This window comes from Paenibacillus sp. KS-LC4 (assembly GCF_036894955.1).
Classification (GTDB): domain Bacteria; phylum Bacillota; class Bacilli; order Paenibacillales; family Paenibacillaceae; genus Pristimantibacillus.
The window spans coordinates 1,194,446-1,210,888 of record NZ_CP145905.1 but is presented as its reverse complement, the minus strand read 5'-3'; the positions used below and the strand labels follow the sequence as shown (position 1 = coordinate 1,210,888).

12 protein-coding genes and 1 pseudogene are annotated in these 16,443 nt (G+C 49.9%); 3 read left to right on the top strand and 10 right to left on the bottom strand.

All coding sequences use genetic code 11. The annotated features are described in order from the left end of the window. The first annotated feature begins 76 nt into the window (after positions 1-76). From V5J77_RS05145 to V5J77_RS05135, 3 genes are all read left to right on the top strand, one after another. On the top strand, positions 77-2,395 hold the full coding sequence (locus tag V5J77_RS05145) for an AraC family transcriptional regulator (protein WP_338554718.1): 2,319 nt from the start codon (positions 77-79) through the stop codon (positions 2,393-2,395). A gap of 52 nt (positions 2,396-2,447) precedes the next feature. Next, positions 2,448-4,076 carry an ABC transporter substrate-binding protein gene (locus tag V5J77_RS05140; protein WP_338554717.1) on the top strand — a complete coding sequence of 543 codons (1,629 nt, stop codon included), beginning with the start codon at positions 2,448-2,450 and terminating at the stop codon, positions 4,074-4,076. 91 nt (positions 4,077-4,167) lie between these two features. After that, complete coding sequence (locus tag V5J77_RS05135; RefSeq protein ID WP_338554716.1) at positions 4,168-5,043, top strand: SDR family oxidoreductase; 876 nt, start codon at positions 4,168-4,170, stop codon at positions 5,041-5,043. A gap of 149 nt (positions 5,044-5,192) precedes the next feature. On the opposite strand, the gene V5J77_RS05130 is transcribed toward V5J77_RS05135, so the two are convergent. From V5J77_RS05130 to V5J77_RS05085, 10 genes and pseudogenes are all read right to left on the bottom strand, one after another. Beyond that, the gene (locus V5J77_RS05130; protein WP_338554715.1) at positions 5,193-6,128 is read right to left on the bottom strand and encodes a cation diffusion facilitator family transporter; all 936 of its coding nucleotides are present in this window, start codon (positions 6,126-6,128) and stop codon (positions 5,193-5,195) included. Positions 6,129-6,340: 212 nt separating this feature from the next. After that, positions 6,341-6,532 carry a YiaA/YiaB family inner membrane protein gene (locus V5J77_RS05125; RefSeq protein WP_338556561.1) on the bottom strand — a complete coding sequence of 64 codons (192 nt, stop codon included), beginning with the start codon at positions 6,530-6,532 and terminating at the stop codon, positions 6,341-6,343. A 60-nt stretch (positions 6,533-6,592) separates the two neighbouring features. Further along, a pseudogene (locus V5J77_RS05120) lies at positions 6,593-6,796 on the bottom strand (YiaA/YiaB family inner membrane protein); the annotation flags it as partial. Positions 6,797-7,061: 265 nt separating this feature from the next. Continuing rightward, positions 7,062-9,152, bottom strand: coding sequence for a methyl-accepting chemotaxis protein (locus V5J77_RS05115; RefSeq protein ID WP_338554714.1), 2,091 nt, complete (start codon positions 9,150-9,152; stop codon positions 7,062-7,064). A 175-nt stretch (positions 9,153-9,327) separates the two neighbouring features. Then, complete coding sequence (locus tag V5J77_RS05110; protein ID WP_338554713.1) at positions 9,328-10,092, bottom strand: ATP-binding cassette domain-containing protein; 765 nt, start codon at positions 10,090-10,092, stop codon at positions 9,328-9,330. Between the two features lie 11 nt (positions 10,093-10,103). After that, on the bottom strand, positions 10,104-10,892 hold the full coding sequence (locus V5J77_RS05105; RefSeq protein ID WP_338554712.1) for an ABC transporter permease subunit: 789 nt from the start codon (positions 10,890-10,892) through the stop codon (positions 10,104-10,106). A gap of 27 nt (positions 10,893-10,919) precedes the next feature. Further along, complete coding sequence (locus tag V5J77_RS05100) at positions 10,920-11,987, bottom strand: ABC transporter substrate-binding protein (protein WP_338554711.1); 1,068 nt, start codon at positions 11,985-11,987, stop codon at positions 10,920-10,922. A 56-nt stretch (positions 11,988-12,043) separates the two neighbouring features. Continuing rightward, on the bottom strand, positions 12,044-13,153 hold the full coding sequence (locus V5J77_RS05095; protein ID WP_338554710.1) for an iron-containing alcohol dehydrogenase family protein: 1,110 nt from the start codon (positions 13,151-13,153) through the stop codon (positions 12,044-12,046). Positions 13,154-13,454: 301 nt separating this feature from the next. Further along, positions 13,455-14,108, bottom strand: coding sequence for a hypothetical protein (locus V5J77_RS05090; RefSeq protein ID WP_338554709.1), 654 nt, complete (start codon positions 14,106-14,108; stop codon positions 13,455-13,457). A gap of 122 nt (positions 14,109-14,230) precedes the next feature. Next, complete coding sequence (locus V5J77_RS05085; RefSeq protein ID WP_338554708.1) at positions 14,231-16,372, bottom strand: HAMP domain-containing methyl-accepting chemotaxis protein; 2,142 nt, start codon at positions 16,370-16,372, stop codon at positions 14,231-14,233. Positions 16,373-16,443 lie beyond the last annotated feature (71 nt).

Genomic DNA, 16,443 nt, shown 5'->3' with positions numbered 1-16,443 from the left:
ATGTTAAGATTTGATTAAAAGGTATAAGTCCATCCATCCAGTAGTGTATAATCTAGGCGGTGAGGAGGCGTAGACCGTGAAGAAGTGGAACTCTGTATTTGCTAATCTGGCTGTATCTTATATTTCTATCGTGCTAGTCATTGTTCTCTTGCTCTGCTCCGTCTTCTATATTTATTTCTCCAACAGCTATGAAGAGGAGCTTCACGCCAAAAATCAGCTGATCATAGACAACACAGCCCAAACAATCGAAGCTACGGTGCTTCGGAGCGTTCAGCAAATCTATTTAAATCTATCTCTCGATAAAACCGCAGATATTCGTTTATTTGCCGATCCCTCCTACAAAAGCAACCTCAGCAAAGCCATTGATCTACAGCAATTGCTCCAGTCAGAGGTGGCTGCCCATTCCGACCTCATCTATGCGGCGCATTTGTATTATCCAAAGCAAAATATAATGCTCTCCTCGAATTACGGGCTGACCTTCAATGCCGCTCAAGGCAGCAGTGCCGTTTTTTTTGCCGATTGGATGAATGGGATGCGGGGCAATAAGCAAAACCAGCTCTGGACAACAACCCGGCTCATTCCACAGGATATATATTCCAGTCTGCCGAATAGCAAAAGCGAAGCCTTGATCACCTACGCGCATAGTTATCCCTTTCAAGCTTCTGGTGAAAATAGTGATATCCTAATTGCGATAGATTTAAAGGAAAGTGCGATTAGCGGGGTTATTCGTAATATGATGCCAGCGCAATATGATAACACGTTTATTTTGGATCGCTCTGGCAGCCTTATTTCGGGCTCAGACTATGAAAGACTGGACTTTCACAACGCCCACGAATCCAAAATCAACGAAACCTTACTGTCCAAGGCGGAGTCCGGCCGCTTTAAAGACACGATTAATGATGCCCCCTACGCGGTTTCCTACCAAACGCTGCCATCGACGGGCTGGAAAATATACAGCGCCATGCCTGCCAGCTTCTTCTATCAAAAGTTGATTTTCGTGCAAAAGCTTGTCCTATTCATCTGTGTAGCTGCCCTATTGCTAGGAATCGTATTATCCGGCATTTTTGCAAGAGTGAGCTACAGTCCGATCAAGCGGCTAGTAATGAGGATAAAGGACTTATCCGAGCATGCGCCTGAAAATGTAACGAATGAATTCAAGCTTATTGATACCGTTTTCATTAGACTGAACAATAAGGTCAGCAATCTGGAGGAGACGCTTCAGGCCAATAGCTCGGTTATTAGGCATAATGTATTGCTGAACCTGCTCCACAATAGCAATTCAAGAGAAAAACTGGCGGAGGAGCTCCCCTTTCTCGGCATCTCTCAGGTCTACAGCCATTATTGCAGCATGATTGTAAATTCGGGCCAAGCCTATGTCCATTTAAGCTCCAGAGATATGCAGTATGTCGTGTACCGAATGATTAGTCAGTTAGAGGGGGCCTCTGTGCCGGAGGCGCATATTATTGCCGAGGAGCTGCCGGACAAGACGATCGTTATCCTTGTTAGCGCGAGCGAAACGTGCGACGTATTTTTAGAGCAGCTGTCCCGTTTTATATTAGCGGAAGCTAAGCAGCAGTTTCAGCTGGACCTTCAAATTTCACAGGGGTGCTGGGTAGAGGATATTATCGAGGTCCACCAAAGCTATACAGAAGCCCAAAGCTTAATCAAATACGGCTATTTTCTGCCTGATAGAGCTATTCTGAATGATCGTGCTCTTCTGGAGCGCGAGCAGAGCCTCGAAGAAATTCCACAAGCCATGCTTATAAAATTCCGAGAAAAATTGCATACCCGGCAATTCGATGAAATTACAGCTGTGATCCAGCAGCTGGTTTTGACGATGCGGGAAGGCAGGTATGCTGCCGATTATTGCCGTTTTATTTTAGCCAGCACGGTGTACGTGTTCTCCGATTATTTGAAAAGCGTCCGTTACCAGCCGCATGACCAAGGTCAATTGGATTTCTACAATCAGTTCAACGAGCTCCCTAATATTTATTATTTTCAGGAATGGCTGGTGAGCTCCATTGCGACATGCCTTGCACAAATGGACAAACGAAACAACGACCGAGCAATGTCCAGCATTGATGCGGCCAAGCATTATATTCACCAGCATTTATCCGAGGATTTGTCGCTTGAGACGGTAGCTGCTCAGGTGTTTATAAGCCCCAAATATTTGAGCAAGCTCTTTAAGGAAGAGAGCGGCGTCACCTTTACCGACTATGTGACCAGCCAGCGAATGGAACGAGCAACCGCTTTGATCGTGAACAATACGATGTCGGTTGAGCAAATTGCGAGCAGCGTCGGCTATAGAACCGCGGCTTATTTTATTAAAAAATTTAAAGAACGGCATGGGTGTACGCCAGGCAATTATTTGCGCCATACCGTTAAACAAACGTAGCCGCTTCGACCATACCCTGTTTGCAGAAATACGATTTAAGGAAGGTTTCATCATGAAAATGAAGAAATTACAGCGTATCATCACCCTTATGGCAGTCGTATGTATTAGTTTTATCAGCGGATGCGAAGCAAGCTCTGTGCACCTGTCTGCTGCCAAGGAATTGCAAGCCAAGGTAGCTTCTTACAGCCCGCAATACAACATTTCCTGGACGACGCATCTCAATCTGCCTGTACCAGAAGATGCGGAGATGGTGCGCCTCCTTGAAAATAAATTCAACGTCCATTTGGACGTCTGGAATTTAGAAAATAACAAATATGAAGCGCTTCTCGATATGCGGCTGGCGCAGGGCGAAATTCCTGATTTATTTAGAATCAGACAAACTCAGGATCTCCTGAAATATCAGCAGCAAGGCTTGCTGGCTGAAATTCCGCTAGAAATGCTGAATCAGTACGCTCCGAACATTATGAAATCCATTCGCGAAAATGCACCCGCCTATGAGGATTACGGGAAAATCAACGGCAAATATTATGGCATTCCTGTCGTCAATCCTACAAACATTTATCGCATACCTGTCGTATATAGAAAGGATTGGCTCGATAAGCTTGGCCTAGCCGTGCCTGAGACGCTATCCGATTTTGAGAAGGTCATTTATGCATTTGCGAATGAAGATCCCGATGGCAATGGCATCAAGGATACCTACGGCTTGTCCAGAGAAGGAATGAATGTCGTTTTCGGCGCTTTTGGGCAAATTGTCTTCGCGGATCAGCTTTACTTTGGAGTGAAAAAGGATAAGCTCGTTATCGGCGCCCTGGAGCCAGAAATGCAGGAGGCTTTGCGTTATCTTCGTAAATGGTACGCTGACGGCATCATTGATCCCGCGTTTATTACCGGCGAAAATAAAGGCGGCTACAAGCATCTTTCCCATGCCTTTATCAATGGAAAAATCGGCATGACCTCGATGGGAAACTATTATCACTGGATTCAAGCTGGCGATTATTTGGCCTTAGAGGATGAGAGCGGCGCGAATGGCGCGGAGCTTCCGGTAGAAGCGACCTTTAACGCAAAGGAGCTAACGGTGGGCAATCCTCAGGCCCGAATCGTGTTCGGCCAGCCTTTTCGTGGGCCGGAAGGAAAACGGGGCTCCAAAGCCTATGATATGCTGATGAGCTTCACCGCTATTGGAGCTGACGCCGCAGAAGATCCAGGCAAGATGGAGACGATTCTCCAAATACTTGACTATGTGAGCGCGAATCCTGATCCCGATGTATATACCTCCATGAAATATGGAGTCAAGGGCACACACTGGACATGGGCAGGCAGCGCGAAGGAGGATGTCATTGTGCTGCCTCCCTACGACACCATGCCCAACTATCAAAATACGATTGGCGCCAATTTAGGGATGACGGTACCATCGGCTTCTCAAGAACGAAGGGAGAAATGGGCGTCAACCTTGGGGCTTGATCAAGACGGCATCTACAACGCTTTAGAAGTTGCGACTCCCTCCTTAATCCATAACGGAGCTGAATTAATCAAGCTAAAAAACAAAGCCTATGTCGCCTTTATTACCAGCGAGAAGCCCTTAGAGGACTTCGACCGTTTCGTCCATGAGTTTATGAAGGCGGGCGGAACGAAGGTGCTTCAAGAAGCAAATGACTGGTATCGCCAGCACGCTGTAAAATGACGGAAAACCATGTATAACCTCTGCACGTTTATTCCACAATAAGAACGTTTTGTTAGAGGCGCCTGCCGCGCCATTACAAGGAGGTTATAGGATGAGTCCATCTACAACACAAGCGCCAGCCCAGACGCTGCCGCCCCAGCATCAGGATCAGCAGCCTGGACTGGAATCCGTTATGCATCCGCAGCCTATTTATAAATCCGCAGCTTATAAGGCTGCTGGGAAGCTGACAGGCAAAGCGGCGATTATTACTGGAGGAGACAGCGGAATTGGACGTGCCGCAGCGATCGCTTTCGCAATGGAGGGCTGCGATGTCAGCATCGTTTATTTGGAAGAGGACTCCGACGCGAAGGTTGTAAAACAGGAGATTGAGCAGCTTGGCAGACGCTGTCTGCTCATTTCTGGCGATATCGGCGATGAAGCCTTCTGCCAACAAGCGATCAAGCAAACCGTTCAGGCATTCGGCAAGCTCGACATCATCGTCAACAACGCTGCGGAGCAGCATGTGCAGCAGCGCCTTGAGGATATTACGGCGGAGCAGCTTACTTCTACGTTCCGCACCAACGTATTTGCGATGTTTTATTTGACGAAAGCGGCGCTCGCCCATTTGAAGCAAGGCGCCTCCATTATTAATACGGCATCCATTACTGCCTATCGCGGCAATGAGACGCTGATCGACTATTCGGCCACGAAAGGCGCAATCGTCTCCTTCACCCGCGCTCTATCCGCCAATTTGGCGGGCCAGGGCATTCGGGTCAATGGAGTCGCGCCAGGCCCCATCTGGACGCCGCTCATTCCGGCAAGCTTCGATGCGCAGAAGGTCGCCACCTTCGGCGGCGATACGCCGATGAAGCGTCCCGGCCAGCCTGCCGAGCTTGCCGCCGCTTACGTCTATCTCGCATCGGATGATTCCAGCTATGTCACCGGGCAGATGATGCATGTGAACGGCGGGGAAATTATTAACGGGTAACAAAAAAAAAAGAGTGCGCCTCCCAGAATGATTTTGGATTAGCGCCAGCTTACGCAGCCTTATCCAAGTACCTGCTTCTGAGAAGTGCACTTTTTATTTACCTTTAACCTACTGGCTATTGTTAACCTATTGGCTATTGCATCTATGAGCTAGAATGCGCCGCCACTTACTAATTTGCCGTATTCGCCATGGTTGTGAATAGCAGCGTGCTCGATCTGTATCGTTGAATGGACGATGCCGTAGCGGTTTTTTAGCAGCTCATTCATTGCGAGCGTGATACAATAGGGTTGAATATTACTTCGAACCAGCACATGCGCTGTAAGGGAATAATGGTCCGTAGACACTGCCCAAAGATGCATCTCGTGCACATCCTCAACGCCTTCCACACCTCTCAAATCACGACGAATTTCCTCCAGATTAAATGACTCCGGCACAGCCTCCATCAAAATAACATACGCCTCCCGAAATATCTTGAAGCCGCCAAATGCAATAATACCGCCAATGACGATACTGATAATCGGATCTAAAATGGACAAACCCGTAAACCGAATCAATACAGCAGATACGATAACCCCAACCGAGCTAAGCAGATCGCCGATGAAATGCCACAACGCGCTTTTCACATTGAGATTATTCTCTTCCTTCATGCTGCGGCTCAGCACAAGAGTGAGCACGATGTTCACGATTAATCCGATAATAGCGATGCCGAGCATGAGCCCCAGATCGACCGGCTCTGGATGAAGGATTCGCTTTATTCCTTCTACGAGAATAAAAAGCGCGATGACAATGAGCGCCAATCCGTTCAAAAATGAAGCAATAATCTCGAAACGTAGAAAACCGTAAGTGTACTCCTTGGTCGGACGTTTCATCGACATGTAGATGGCGAGCATACTCAACCCCAATGCAACAACGTCAGATACCATATGAGCCGAATCTGACAGCAGCGCAAGCGAGCCAGACACAACACCGCCGATTACTTCAACAACTGTGAAAAACAAAGTCAATAGAAGCGTAATCCACAGCGTCTTTCTGGAAGCTGATTGCTCTTTCACATGCTCAAGATGATGAAACTCACCTATTTTCAAAATAACCATCCCCTCAAATTTTATAATAATTATCTTTTTATAATTAATATAAATATATACCCATTTTCGTCTACAGACAAATGGACATTTTATGGATAACATGAAGGATAATCATTCTCTCTGGCTGCAAGGGAGCAAAAAAAACGTCTCTCAGAGCGAGAGACGCTTTGAGAGACGTTTTTTGGTGATAGGCGAATTGTGCTGTTCCCCGCTTACTCCTCCTCCGAGCCCAAATGCACTTTATCCTCTTCATTATCGCGAATCGTTTTCTGAAGCACAAGGCAAGCAACAATCAGGAAAGCTCCGGCGATAGCGTAGTAGCCTTTTACATAAAATGGCTCCTCCAGGGTGTACAAGCCGACGTATTGCGCAAGCACGGCAATGATGAAGCCGATCCAGGCCATGAACGTGAAGGCCGGCGTGTTGCGATTGCGATAGGAAGGATTTTGCTCCTTCAGAAATTTGTCCTCATCATTGTCGCGGGCCAGCTTCTGGAGCGTAAATGAAGTAATGACTATCAAAATTCCAGTTACGGCGTAGTAGCCCTGAACCGAAAGCGGCTGATTAAGCGTATAAATACCGATAAATTCAAAGGCGAATGCGAGTACGAAAGCTCCCCAAGCCATAAACGTATAAGTTGGTGTATTCCGGCGACGGTAAAAGTTCATTGATTTGCGAGCAGGCATTTGATTTTCCATAATAGGCGTCCTCCCGTATAACCTTGCGGTTATTTGTTTGATAGCCTTATCTTACCTGTTTTCGCTGGAATAAATAGTACCATCTTCTCTTAGTACCAGCTGCTAAAACAATACGGCTAGGTAGCTCGCTCAAGCGTTTGCTGAGCAATAGCTCAGCACTTGCTCTGCACTTGCTCTGCTCCTAGCTCTACCTTCGCTCAGCGCTTACTCTGCTCTGCACTTGCTCTGCCTATGCTTATTGCTCGCTCCCGCCTGTCCGCCCTTTCTCCTCCACCTGAAAAGCTTGGACGGCGCTATCCAGCCGCTCCACGAGTCCGCCAAGCTGCTCGGCAGCAGCGGTCACCTGCTCGAAGCCGTCCGTCTGCTCCTCTACCGCATCGGCCACCTGATTGGACAACTCGCTGCTCTGTGCCGCAATTACCGCAAGGCTGCCAAGCTGCTCATGCACTTGGCCGACACCGATGCTAAGCTTAGCAATATGCTCGCTGCTCTCCTTGATTTGGCGGGTGCTGCCTGATACCGAAAGCGAGATGTGGCGAAGCGCTTCATCCATCTGCTTTACCACCTCGGATTGTTTGCTGCTTTGCTCCCTCACATCCGCCATTGAAAGGACGGTTTTCCCGATATCCTGCTGCACCCCTGAAATGAGCGCCACCGTTTCTTCCGTCGCCTCGCGCGATTGCTGGGCAAGCTTGCGCACTTCCTCTGCTACGACCGCGAAGCTGCGACCCGACTCTCCCGCTCTGGAGGCTTCAATCGAAGCGTTCAGCGCCAAAATGCCCGTCTGCTTGGCGATGCCGCTGATCGTCGTCAAAATTTGATTTACGCTATCTGCCTTGCTACGCAAATCGCTAATAATTTCGCCGATTTGCTTCGTCGCCTCATTGCTGCTGTCATTGCGTCTTGCCAGCTCCTGCATCAACGCAAGCCCCTGCTCATTGCCCTCATTCATCTGCACAATGCCCTGCCACACCTCCTCCGTCTGCTCGCGCAGCACGGAGGCTTTATCCGCAAGCTCTGTCGCGGTATCCGCACAGGCAGCCAGCATCGCCGATTGCGACCGATTGCCCTTGGCAATTTCCGCGACCGATGCCGTCATTTCCTGCGCCGCAGCCGTCGTCTGCTGCGCAACGGCCAGCAGCGTATGCGACGACTGACCGATTTCCACAGTCGTCTCCTTAATGCTGCCCGTCAAGCGGCGCAGCTGCTGCACCATATGATTAAATCCGCTGCCAATGCGTCCAATTTCATCCTTGCCTGTATAGCGAGACTGCACATCCAGTTGTCCGGCGCTGACCAGCTCCATATCCGCCACGATTCGCTTCAGCGGCCGCACCATGCGCGTGCCTACTATGAGTGCGGTCAGTACGGCAAGCACAATGACGCCCAGCAGCAAATAAAGAATGAGCCATGTCTGCTCGTTAACCTCCTGATAAATATCATGGGTGGGCGATGCCACAATTAACGTATAGTCATTCGACAAGCTCGCATAGGAGACGAGCGTCTCCTCCCCGCCCCACTGAGTCAGCATAATCCCTTGCGGCTCCTGCTCTACCTTTTGGGCAAAGGCCGCATCCACATCTTTAAGCACAGCAGCCTCCGTATGAACAGGATCAATAAGCAGCTTCTGGCTGGCATTAACAAGAACCGCATAGGTATCATCGAACGTGCGAATATCGCCTAGAAAGCTTTGAAAAAGATCAAAACGAATATCCATCCCCACAATGCCGACGGATTCTCCATTTTTGAATAACGGCACCGTATAGCTGATCATATCGACACCGATATTTTCATTGCGGTACGGATCGAGCCACATCGGCTTTCCTGACTGGACAGGGAGATAATACCAGCCTACATGGGCGGTATCGCTTGGATCATATTGACTGAAATCGGTTGGCGTTAGCTGCTGCATCTTGCCGCTGTCATCCGAGTCGGCATGAAAAATTCCGGAGGTAGGCGCAGTAAATGCTGGATTGAACCGCACATAGAAGGACATGGCACCTTCCGTCGCATCCGCAAACTGTGCTGCAATCGGGCGCAGCGTCTCTTCATATTGCCTAACGTATTCGCCATCTGTCTTGAAGCGCTCCAAATCCTCCAGCAGGGATACGGCCGTTATCGCCAGACCATCAACCGAATTTTGAATCGCATTGATTTTGGAATCCAGCTCGCCAGCCGCGCTGTCTACCGTCAGCTCTGCATTATCCCGCGAATAGCGCTCCAAAATGTTATTGCTAGTATACAAACCTGTAAACCCTACAATCGTTCCAGACAGCACTGCAAAAATAATAATTGCCAGCATGATGCGAATACGAATGCCACTCATCCTACTCCTGCCTCCTACGAAATCCTTCTCAAGAAGGACTTTCACCATTTCTATTTTTTTCCTTCTCCTTCCTTTATCGGCTGCAATACCGTTGAAATGAATATAAAAAAGACAAAAACTTAGTTCGAATGAACTAAGTCTTTGTGTTAGGCTGCGGCTGTCCTTTGACCGTTGTTTATATCGTATAGCTGACCTTCTTCTGAGACGATATTTCCTCTTTGCCAAGCACCTTGTTCAAGATCAAATTTTCAAAATAAATAAATCCACTGTCCCGGCTGCGCGGACGATCAAGCGTAATTCGCTTGTCGAGAGAAATGACGCCCTCCTCAATCAGAATTACCCGATCTGCCAGTGCAACAGCCTCACTCACATCATGCGTAACGAGAACGACGGTGAAGCCCTGCTCCAGCCACAGCCGCTCAATTAGCTGCTGCATTTCAATGCGCGTCAGCGCATCGAGCGCACCCAGCGGCTCATCAAGCAGCAGCAGGCGCGGCTTGCTTGCCAGTCCACGGGCCAGCGCAACCCGCTGCTTCTGCCCGCCGGAAAGCACATGCGGCCACTCGCCTGCGCGGTCCGCAAGCCCGACCTGCGCCAGCGCCTCCGCCGCCTTTGCCTTATCCTTGCCCGGCGTGCCAATCCGCACATTGTCCAGCACGCTCTTCCAAGGCAGCAAGCGCGCCTCCTGAAACAGCACGCGAATATTTGTCCCTCCGCCTTGCTGTTCGCCGCTTCCGAGCAGCAGCGTGCCCTCCGTCGGCAAATCCAGCCCGGCAATCAGCCGCAGCAGCGTGCTTTTGCCACAGCCGCTGCGACCGACGATGGCGACAAATTCGCCGCGGTCTATTTTTAGATCAACGCCCTTTAGCACCTGCTTTCCAGCATATTCCTTGCGCACTCGGCTTAACTGGAGCTGAGCCCCTTTGCGGCTATCGGTCATGTCATCCCCTCCTATGCTTTCGCACGGCTGTAATTCGGATTCCACTGGAGCAGCCGCCTCTCAAGTATTTTTGCGATGCTGTCGGACAGCTTGCCCAGCAGCGCATAGATGATAATGCTCAGCACCGTTACATCCAGCTGCATAAATTCGCGGGCATTCATCGCCATATAGCCGATGCCCGAATTTGCTGCCACCGTCTCTGCGACGATAAGCGTCAGCCACATAATGCCAAGCGAATACCGGACACCGACTAGCACGGAAGGCAAAGCCCCCGGCAAAATCACTTCCTTATACAAGTCGAAGCCGCGCAGCCCGTACACCTTGGCCATTTCAATAAGCCCGCGGTCAATGGAGCGAATGCCGTGAAAGGTGTTGAGATAGATGGGGAAAAAGACGCCCAGCGCGACCAGCAGCAGCTTCACCTCTTCGCCAATGCCGAACCAAATAATAACGAGCGGGATAAGCGCCAAATGCGGCACATTGCGCAGCATTTGAATCGACGAGTCCATCACGATTTCTGCTCTTGAGGAAAAACCATTAATAAGGCCAAGCAGGAAGCCGATGCCACCGCCAATGAGAAAGCCCAATATGGCGCGGCGGGCGCTAATTGCAATATTTTCAGCCAACTGACCGCTTTTAATAGAGGAGACCAGCTCCTCAATGACCTGTAGCGGCTGCGGCAGCACGTTAGCGGCGATAATGCCCGTAACCGTCAGCACATGCCAGGCGATGAGCAGCAAAATTGGCAGCAGCCATGGCGTGAAGGAGGACGTCCAGAAGCTGTAGGATGGTTTCCGCAAAATATAGCTCTCCTTTCAAGCCCCAAATTATTTCAGTGCATCCGCGAAAGCGTCGCTCCAAATCGTCTTCACATCAACTGGATTTTTAAGCAAACCGACCTTTTGCAGCGTATCGGCAATGTCCTGCTGAGACGCAATCGCTTCCTCCGATGGCGGTAAAATCGTCGTCGGCTGCTGCGCTTCGCCATCCTTCAGCGTTTGGAGCGCCTGCTCTACAGGCTGCTTCGTATTTTCAGCTACAATGCCTGCCCATTTCTCTTGATTCGCACGAATCCACTCATTGTATTGATTGAGCCTGTTCAGAAAATCCGCAATCGCTGCATGCTTGCCCGGATCTTCAATCGCTGCCGGATTCGCCTCAATCGGGAAGTTGCCGGATAAAATGCTCTGGGCAGACGCCAGCGTCGTAGCGCCGTTTTGGCGTCCCGAAATGATCGCATTTCCGTAGCTCGCCAGTGCATCCACGCTGCCGCCGATCAAGGCGCTAAGGCCATCGGAGGTTGACAGCGCTACAGGCTCAATGTCCGTCCAGCTCAGCCCTGCTTCTTCAAGCATTTTCAGTAAAAAATAATGCGCCGTTGTGCTGCTGACGTAAGCGACCTTTTTGCCCTTCAAATCGGCTACGGATTTCACTGTCGAGCCTTTTGGAATGAGCAGCTCCTGCTGGAGCGTGCTGGATTTTTGAATGGCAATAATTTTGAAGTTGCCGCCGTTTGCGGCCTGCGCTGCAAACAGGGGCGGAATTTCGCTCGTCAAGGCGACATCCAAATGTCCGCCTGCCATCGCCTCCAGCTGCAAATTGCCGCCTTGGAAGACGCTGAATTCAATTTTGTAAGGCGTATCATCGAGTCCCGCTTCCTTGAAGCCGATCTTTAAATTTTCCCAGCCCGTCTGACCGATATTCAGCGTGACTTTGCTCAAATCCGGACCGGCCTCCACTGCCGGGCTGCTGCTCTCAGAGGATGCAACTGGACTTGCCGAAGCTGCTCCAGCATTCGATGCTCCCCCTGCAGCTCCATTGCCGCAAGCGGCAAGCAAGCTTGCCAGGAGGATTGCTAAGCTTAAGCTTAGCCATTGTCTCTTTCTGTTCTTCACGGTTGATTCCGCCTCTCTAGTTCTCGTGTGTAAGGTTTCCCCTTCATGCTTGCTTATTATTGTGAAGCAGCAGTTGCCTTGCTTCTAATGCGCTGCCCCAACTGGTCCGCTGCAATAATCGCCTCAGCGATTGCCGCTGGATGAAATGCAAATGGCAGCTCGGCAGCTTTCGCTCCATCAAGCGGCACTTTACCCGCAATATCATAAGCGATTTTATTTGCGCCTTCTTCAAACCCGAGCTGCGCCAGCGTAACCGGAAGGCCAAGTGCATTCAGCTTCGCCGCCAGCCGCTCCGTCTCCACGGCTGTTTGCCCTTGCAGCAGTGTGTGGGCAATGAGCCCAAATGCAACCTTCTCGCCATGCAGCGAGCCATGCGTTTTCGCAAACTGCGTCAGGCTGTCGTGGATGGCATGGGCCAAAGCGCCGCGTGCCCCTCCCGCCGATACGGTGTTCACTTGTCCAGCCAGCCAGACAATCGCGTGACTCACCTCATGAAATGCGGGGGTCACGATACCGTCACCCGCATTCGCATACGCCTGCTGCGCATAACGGTCCAGCACCTCGACCGCCAGCTCCGACGTTTTAACGCCAAGCCGCACATCAAGGTCGGCGGGAAGCTTTTTCACATTGACGATCGTCTCATTCCACTTCACATACGTATCGCCTATGCCCGATGCGAGGTAGCGTTTAGGCGCAGCAGCGAGCACAGCCGTATCCGCGAGCACCAGCTGCGGGGATTGCTTAAGCGGCAAATAGCCTGCCGAGCGGCCCTCCTCGTCGTACAATACGGTGAGCGCTGACCATGCCGCGCAGGTTGCCGCTATCGTCGGCACCGTCACGCTCGGCACATGAATTCGCTGCGCAACCGCCTTGCTCAAATCCAGCACCCGGCCGCCGCCAATGCCAACCAGCACATTGATATCCTGACTCGCTGCCAGCTCCGAATAGGCTGTAATCTGCTCCGTCGTCACCTGCCCGGAAAAACGATGCACCTGATAGGTGACATTGACCTCATTCAGACTGGCAAGCAGCGGCGCTGCTGCCTCAAGCGCTTTTTCCCCACCGATGATAAAGAGCTTGCTGCCGATTTCTGCGATTTTCGCTCCACCCTCTGCCCAAGCATTCGGCTCGTTTACATATTGATTCGGTGCTTTTATTTGTACCATTTGTTCGCGCATCCCCCTTGTTTGTAATCAGCTTTACAGCCACTTATACACACTATTCATAGTTGTTTACTTGTATTTAGGCAAGTATAGGCTACCTCTATCCTATCGTCAATCGGCATTAGCCCAGAAATAATCTATTACTCGATTATAAAAATCTATACGCGCAACCGCATTTACTCGCGAAAAAATACAGAACGGGCATCGTTGCTGCTTAGCAACGGCCTGTTCTGCATCTTTTCCCCTTTATAGCCCATTCGTTTCTACACGCTCTGTTTGAATTGTCCCGCAGCCATAACAAGCATCACTTCTCCATATGCTGTCTTAGCTCGGGGTACTCCCGTTCGAATGTTTTCACCATTACATACAGCTGGATTCCCCTTGCCGCCTGCATTGCTTCCTCCGCCAGCTCAATTGCCCTTGGACGATTGCCCTGTTTATACTCGGTGTAAGATAGCAGCGACTGCTTCATCCAAGCCTTAGAGATTCGGTTTATATGCTCATGAGCCTCTGCGAACTCTTTTCTCTCGATATAATAATACGCTTGATAATAATGCCTATATTCCATGGGCATAATCAGCTCAATTTCGTGTAAAGCATTTTGAACATCCTTGTTATAGTGAGCTTGCAGCGTCTTGAACAACGCCTGTTTGTTCTTTTGCTTATACTGCTTCATCAGCTTCGCCATCGTCTCGTCAAACTCTTCATCCAGACGATTGGCTACCGCATAGTTGATATAATAGCTAGGTATGCTGCGGTTCGCGAGCAGAAACCTCTCGATCCTCACCAAGCTTCTCGTCCCTAGAATGGTATAAAACAACGGGCCCAGCGTTACGCCCACATACGTCAAAAATATAATGATAATGGTTAGCGGTGTAATAACCTCAAAAAATCTCAATAAAAAAATAACAATGATAGCAACAAAAACATAAATGAATGTTTTCTTTACAAAGCCCATCGTAATTCTCCTTTATTTTCTTTTAGAGCACTTGCTCATTCTACCGTCCTGCTTTATTCAAATATAAAAAAGGATAATGCTCCTACTGTCTGCACAGCCCGAGCATTATCCATCATTCCGTGCTATCCAGCCTTCACTTGCTGCGTATCCTCGCTGCTCAGAACGAAGTGGCTGAGATCATCCTGCAACTGCTGAGCCATATCGCGCAGCGCCTCTGCCGAGGCTTGAATTTCCTCCATCGACGCAAGCTGCTCCTCCGTAGCTGCGGCCATCGTTTCCGCCTCATCCGACGTTTTATTCGAGATGCTCGCTACTTCGCCAACCGAAGCCGTAACCTCCTCCATGCCTGCGGAAATTTCCTCGGCGGCTGCTGACACCTCCTGAATTTGATCGCTCATCGAGCGAACCTCATGCAAAATATCGCCAATCGTCGTATTTGCCTGCTCAATAGAGGCAAGACCAGAAGCCGTCTCCGATTTCATCTCACTCATGGCCTTCACATTCTCGCTCACTAGCGCCCGAATATCTCTGACCAGCTCGGATATCGTCTGAACCGACTCGCTCGTCTGCTCGGCCAGCTTGCCTACTTCGGACGCTACGACGCTAAAGCCCCGGCCATGCTCGCCAGCTCGCGCTGCTTCAATGTTCGCATTCAACGACAATAGCTGCGTCTGCTTCGCTATCGCCATTACAGCCTGTACGATTTGGCCAATTTGTGCCGAATGCTCATCCAGCTTGGAGACGACCTCGCCTGAACGGACAGCCGAGGCTTGAATACTGTTCATTTGGCGTACCGTCTGTCCAAGCTGCTCTTCGCCTACTTGAGCATTGCCCGTCACCTTGAACGCAGCGTCCGCCACTTCCGAGGCTGCTTCGGCTATGCGGGTAATGCCTACCGCCATTTCATTCATCGCCTTCGACGTCTCATCCGCCGATACGCGCTGTACATCTGTTCCTTCGGATACCCCTTGGATCGACTCGGCAATTTGCTTCATCGCTAATGTCGATTCATGCGAAATCGCTGTAAGTTCCTCTGACGAAGCCGCAGCTTGCTCGGATACGATCTGATTTCTCCGCAGCAATCCATTTAAAGAACGAATCATTTCATTAAAGGACATGCCCACCTGACGCAGCTCATCTCTCGTTGCCAAATGCAGCTCCTTGGAAAAATCGCCTTTCGCCATTTCATCCGCGCGGTTACGCAAGGCTGCCACCGTTACCATCACATTACGATAGAATGCCATGTAGAAAATAGCGACAAGTACCAGGGACAAAATCGTCAAGCCCAGCAGCAAGCTACTCTTAGCTGTCAGCTCATCAACACGCTGCTGAAGCACCTGCTCAAGCTCTGTATCTACCTGCATATAAAAGTCGTTTAAAATACTAATCGACGCCGTTCCCGACTTAAAAAACTCCTCCCCATTCATGCTAAGGTTAGAGCCGCCCAGCACACCTGTTTTTAACAGTGCTACAAAACTGTTGAGTGATGTCGCCGCCGTCGCTCCGCTTTTTTCCAATGCAGGGATTAGTGCCTCATTCCCGCTTAAAACATTGCTCAGCGACTTATTCATATCGGTCAGGGAAGAATGAATCATTTCCGCTTCCAAACGAAGCATAAGCTCTTCGTCAGCCCCCATTGCTTTGCTTGTAAGCACACCATTTCCTTTGCCGCGAATGACTGCCGCATGCTCCATGAGCGAAGGAATTTGCTGCACGAACATAGAACCCAAATAATAAGAATCCATCTGCGTATCAAGGGACAGCCCCGATTCATCCGCGAGCTTGACCATAATATTGGTTAAATCTAATACAAGCGTAGAATGACTATCAAAACTGTCGTCAGCCTTCATCGTAGCGTTGCTCGAATCCAATTGTGTCCACTGCTGCTTCCAGGTCTCCCAAAGCTCCTGCGCTCCTGCCATATTTGACGCTTTCATCACGGGGTCTATCGTTTGAATCAAGCCAGCTATTTCCTGTGATTTGGCATCTACGTTTGCCTTGGCATCAGGATTTCCATTCAACATGCCGGATGATAACCCGCGATGCTGCTGCACTTGTAGCATAAGCGGCATTAATTCTTTAATATTAGCCACTCCAGCCTGTTCTTTTTGAATGTACGCAATGTTTCCTTGCTGCTCGCTAAACCATAGAACAAACAACAAAGCCAGCGGGATCATAAACAAAACACTGACGAGCATGAACTTCTGTGCATACTTCAACTTGGACATAAGAGCTGTGAAAGGACTTAATACTTTAAAAAACATGAGACCCACCCACCTAATTATTTAATTACTATTCATGAATAGAAATATCGGCTATAGACGGTCAATTGTTT

Coding starts and splice junctions, on each gene's coding strand:
- V5J77_RS05110 (WP_338554713.1), bottom strand. CDS start 10,092: ATGACCGATAGCCGCAAAGGGGCTCAGCTCCAGTTAAGCCGAGTGCGC.
- V5J77_RS05115 (WP_338554714.1), bottom strand. CDS start 9,152: ATGAGTGGCATTCGTATTCGCATCATGCTGGCAATTATTATTTTTGCA.
- V5J77_RS05140 (WP_338554717.1), top strand. CDS start 2,448: ATGAAAATGAAGAAATTACAGCGTATCATCACCCTTATGGCAGTCGTA.
- V5J77_RS05090 (WP_338554709.1), bottom strand. CDS start 14,108: ATGGGCTTTGTAAAGAAAACATTCATTTATGTTTTTGTTGCTATCATT.
- V5J77_RS05125 (WP_338556561.1), bottom strand. CDS start 6,532: ATGGCCTGGATCGGCTTCATCATTGCCGTGCTTGCGCAATACGTCGGC.
- V5J77_RS05095 (WP_338554710.1), bottom strand. CDS start 13,153: ATGGTACAAATAAAAGCACCGAATCAATATGTAAACGAGCCGAATGCT.
- V5J77_RS05135 (WP_338554716.1), top strand. CDS start 4,168: ATGAGTCCATCTACAACACAAGCGCCAGCCCAGACGCTGCCGCCCCAG.
- V5J77_RS05085 (WP_338554708.1), bottom strand. CDS start 16,372: ATGTTTTTTAAAGTATTAAGTCCTTTCACAGCTCTTATGTCCAAGTTG.